The organism is uncultured Microbacterium sp. (assembly GCF_947632095.1).
Taxonomy (GTDB): domain Bacteria; phylum Actinomycetota; class Actinomycetes; order Actinomycetales; family Microbacteriaceae; genus Microbacterium.
Window position 1 is genome coordinate 1 of sequence record NZ_CANROA010000088.1, and the last position, 3,940, is coordinate 3,940.

General features: G+C 67.9%; 3 protein-coding genes. All 3 read left to right on the forward strand.

The genetic code is table 11. From position 1 onward, the window contains the following. The coding region (locus Q0Z66_RS12125) for a 5'-nucleotidase C-terminal domain-containing protein (RefSeq protein ID WP_298041514.1) at window positions 1-2,372 on the forward strand (2,372 nt) is incomplete at its 5' end. 103 nt (window positions 2,373-2,475) lie between these two features. Further along, entirely contained in the window at window positions 2,476-3,000 is a 525-nt protein-coding gene (locus Q0Z66_RS12130; protein WP_298041515.1) for a DUF3817 domain-containing protein, read from the forward strand. Continuing rightward, window positions 2,997-3,940: glutamine-hydrolyzing GMP synthase (guaA, locus tag Q0Z66_RS12135; RefSeq protein ID WP_298041517.1), on the forward strand; the 944-nt coding region annotated here is incomplete at its 3' end. The genes Q0Z66_RS12130 and guaA, both read left to right, overlap by 4 nt.

A 3,940-nucleotide genomic window follows, 5' to 3' on the forward strand; every position in this document is an offset into this window, starting at 1 on the left:
CCTTCGACGGTGAGCTCGGCTCACTCGACCACGCCATCGCATCCCCGTCGCTGACCGACTCGGTCACGGGAACCGGCGTGTGGGGCATCAACTCCGCCGAGTGGAGCGACCGCGGATACTCCTTCGGCGCGGCTGAAGCGGGAACGCCCTTCCGCTCGAGCGATCATGATCCCGTCATCGTCGGCCTCTCGAGCGACATCCCGCCGGTCAGCATCGACATCGTCACGATCAACGACTTCCACGGCCGTATCGAAGCGGATGGCGCCGCAGCCGGTGCCGCGGTTCTCGCGGGCGCCGTGCAGCAGGTGCGCGAGGCGAACCCGAACACGGTGTTCGCCGCCGCGGGCGACCTGATCGGGGCATCCACCTTCACGTCCTTCATCGCCGACGACAACCCCACGATCGACGCGCTCAACGCCGCCGGTCTCGACGTCAGCGCGGCGGGCAACCACGAGTTCGACCAGGGCTGGGAGGATCTGCGCGATCGGGTGCAGGACCGCGCCGACTGGGAGTACATCTCCGCGAACGTCTTCCTCACCGAGACGGGGGAGACCGCCCTCGCGCCGGCGTGGGTGACCGAGATGGACGGCGTGAGCGTCGGATTCATCGGCGCGGTCACGGAGGAGCTCGAGTCGCTCGTCTCCGCCGAGGGCATCGCAGACCTCGAGGTGCGCAGCATCGTCGAATTGGTCAATGCCGTCGCCGCCGATCTCACCGACGGCGACGCAGCCAACGGCGAGGCCGACGTTCTGATCCTCCTCGTGCACGAGGGGGCGAGCTCCGCGGAGCTCGACGCCATCACGCCCGAGTCGGCGCTGGGCGAGATCGTCGACGGCGTCGACGACAGCGTCTCGGCAATCGTCTCGGCGCACACGCACCTCGCCTACAACCACGTCATCGATGGACGCCCGGTGGTCTCGGCCGGTCAGTACGGCGAGAACTTCGGCCTGATGAACCTGGTGGTCGATCCGGCGACGCAGGAGCTCCTCTCGATCACGAATGAGATCAAGCCGCTGACGAAGGACGGCGCCCCGCTGTACCCGGCGGTCACCGCCGTGCAGGAGATCGTCGACGCGGCCGTCGAGGAAGCCGATATCCTCGGCGCCGAATCGGTCGGCTCGATCACCGCGGACTTCAACCGTGCACGTCAGAGCAACGGCTCCGAGAACCGCGGCGGCGAGTCGACGATCGGAAACTTCGTGGCCGACGTGCACCGCTGGGCGACGGGAGCCGACATCGCCCTCATGAACCCGGGCGGCATCCGGGCCAATCTCGCCTTCTCCTCCAGCGGCGAGGGCGACCCGGACAGCAACGTGACCTTCCGCGAGGCGGCGACGGTGCAGCCGTTCGCCAACACGCTCGTCACGCTCGATCTCACCGGCGCGCAGCTGAAGAGCGTCCTGGAGGAGCAGTGGCAGCCGGCTGGCGCCAGCCGTCCGTTCCTCAAGCTCGGCGTCTCGGAGGGCCTGCACTACACCTACGATCCGACCGCGGCAGCGGGGGAGCGCATCACGGCGATCACGCTGAACGGCGAGCCGATCGACCCGCAGGCGAGCTACAGCGTCGCCGCGAACTCCTTCCTCGCGGCGGGCGGCGATAACTTCTTCACCCTCGCCGAGGGAACGAACCTCGCCGATACCGGCCGCAGCGACCTGGCCGCGATGGTCGACTGGTTCGACGCGAACGGCGAGGCCGCTCCCGACCTCGCGCAGCGCGCCGTCGGCGTGGTGCTGAGCGCACCGGCGGACGAGGCCTACGAGGGCGGCGAAGAGGTCACGATCGATCTCTCCTCGCTCGCGTTCAGCGCCGGCGAGGCTCAGCCCGACGAGGTCTCGGTCTCCATCGGCGACTCCGTGCTCGCCACGGGCGCGGTGGATGCCGCGGTCGTCGACACGACGGACGAGGCGGGCCGGGCGAGCCTGACGTTCACGGTTCCCGAGGGCCTCACGGGCGAGCAGTCGCTCACCATCACGGCCGGCGCGACCGTCGTGCAGGTCCCGTTCCCGATCGCCGGTGAAGACACCGGAGGCTTCGAAGGGACGCTCACGGTGACGCCGGGGGCTGTGAAGCCCGGCGGCTCGGTCACCGTCGCCGGTGCGGACTTCACACCGGGCGCGCGCGTGACGCTGACTCTGCAGTCCTCGACGGGCAGTGCCGTGAAGCTGACGACGGTGACGGTGCGCGATGAAGGAACGTTCCGCACGAGCGTGACCGTGCCGAAGAAGACGGATGCCGGTGATTACAGGGTCGTCGCGACCGAGGACGATGCGGGGCAGGCCTCCGCAGGCATCACCGTGATGAAGTCCGGTGGGGGGATCGGCGGGATCATCAAGGACATCATCGACTGGCTGTGGAAGCTGCTGTTCGGCTGACCGATCGATGATGGCGGAGACCACCGGAGCGCACGGTGGTCTCCGCCATCATCGCTCTGACGCCCGGCAGGAGCACAGCCGGGCCGCGACTAGACTGGTATCCATGCGTGAGCCGAAAGAATCGTCCTTCCCGAAGATCCGGGGAGCGCTGACGTTCTACCAGGTGGCATCCATCATCACCGGCGTCATGCTGATCCTGCTGCTGGCCGAGATGATCTTCAAGTACACGCCCATCCATCTCGAGCTCTTCGCCGGCGGCGACGGCGGCTTCCTGTGGTTCGCGCCGGTCATCGTGCAGGACGGCTGCGAGTGGTTCTCGCTGTTCGTCCCCGGTGGCATGGACTGCAAGATGCTCTCGACGGGCGACACCGCCGGAGGAACGAACCTCTCGCTGATGATTCTCGTGGCGCACGGCTGGTTCTACGTCGTCTATCTCTTCTCCATCTTCCGCCTGTGGAGCCTGATGCGCTGGCCCTTCCGTCGCTTCATCGTGCTCGCACTCGGCGGCGTGGTGCCCGTGCTGTCCTTCATCATGGAGGCCAAGATCTCTCGCGAGGTCAAAACGTATCTCGCGTCCCGTGAAGAGGCATCCGCCTCTGCGACCGCAACCCAGGAGGCAGCGCGATGAGCGCCGACACTGCCCAGCGGCCCGTTCTCGTCGTCGATTTCGGTGCGCAGTACGCGCAGCTGATCGCGCGTCGGGTTCGTGAGGCCGGCGTCTACAGCGAGATCGTGCCCCACACGGTCACCGCCGCTGAGATCACCGAGAAGAACCCGGTCGCCCTGATCCTCTCCGGCGGTCCGTCGTCGGTGTACGAAGAGGGCGCGCCGAAGCTCGATTCGGCGATCTTCGATCTCGGCATCCCCACCCTCGGCATCTGCTACGGCTTCCAGGTCATGGCCCGTGCCCTCGGCGGCGAGGTGGCCAACACCGGCCTGCGCGAGTACGGCGCCACCGACGCGGTCGTCGCGAACGACGGCGGCGTACTGCTGGGCGGTCAGCCCACCACGCAGAACGTGTGGATGAGCCACGGCGATCAGGTCTCGCAGGCTCCCGCCGGCTTCGAGGTGCTCGCCTCGACCGCAGACACCCCGGTCGCTGCCTTCGGCAGCGACGAGAAGTGCTTCTACGGCGTGCAGTGGCACCCTGAGGTCAAGCACTCCGACCACGGCCAGGAGATCATCGAGAACTTCCTGCACAAGGCTGCAGGCCTCGCCGCCGACTGGAACAGCGGCAACGTCATCGAGGAGCAGGTCGCGCGCATCCGCGAGCAGGTCGGCTCGGCGCGGGTCATCTCCGCGCTCTCCGGAGGCGTCGACTCCGCGGTCTCCACCGCTCTCGTGCACAAGGCCATCGGCGACCAGCTCACCGCGGTCTTCGTCGACCACGGGCTCCTCCGCAAGGGCGAGCGCGAGCAGGTCGAGCAGGACTACGTGGCATCCACGGGCGTCCGCCTGATCACCGTCGACGCGGCCGACACCTTCCTCGGCCACCTCGAGGGCGTCACCGACCCCGAGCAGAAGCGCAAGATCATCGGCCGCGAGTTCATCCGCGCGTTCGAGAAGGT

Excerpts from the sequence above, each read along its gene's own strand:
- Q0Z66_RS12130 (WP_298041515.1), top strand. The coding sequence starts at position 2,476 with ATGCGTGAGCCGAAAGAATCGTCCTTCCCGAAGATCCGGGGAGCGCTG.